The 586-nt window shown below is 61.1% G+C and carries 1 protein-coding gene; it reads right to left on the reverse strand.

Annotation, left to right across the window (positions count from 1 at the left end; translation table 11 throughout):
* On the reverse strand, window positions 1-586 hold a 586-nt coding region (locus JDF658_RS14535; RefSeq protein ID WP_159446646.1), incomplete at both ends, for a hypothetical protein.

Here is a 586-nt window from a genome sequence, read left to right on the forward strand (position 1 = left end):
CCCGGTAGGGATGCTGACGGAGCCAGCTCCGCAACCCCCCCAGGCCCCGGGGCCGTCCCCCCAGTTTATCCTCCAGTTCTCCTCTGCCCTCACCGAGCAAGTAATACCCTGCATGCCGCGCAGCCTCACCTTTACCCTGTTCCGCAGCAGCCCGGGCCAGGGTCAGTACCTGTTCGGCAACCAGCCTTTCCGGCAGCTGGTAATACCGGGCCAGTTTTTCAATCTCATGCCGGTAATAATCCCGGGAGGCAAAATCCATCCGGGAATAATGGCCAGAAGGATCCTGCCGCAACATGGCTTCCACCTGACTCAAAGCCTCAAAAATTTCATTCCAGTCCAGAGCCGCTACTGACCTGAGGCTGGTAATAGCGGCCCCCATAGCTACCTGCCGGGCCGCCTGCCGTCCGTGCTCTTCCCTGATCAATTCCTCCAGACTCAGCTGGCTCGCAGCCAGTTCCTGTTCCAGCTCCGCCAGCAAAGGGGCTGCTTTGCCGCCCTGCCGGCGCAACTGCTGTACCAGCAGTTCCAGAAAGGCAGGCTCCAGTCCGCCAGCTTCCCTTTGTTCCCGGACCAGCCGACGCAGTTC

The organism is Carboxydocella sp. JDF658 (genome assembly GCF_002049395.1).
Taxonomy (GTDB): domain Bacteria; phylum Bacillota.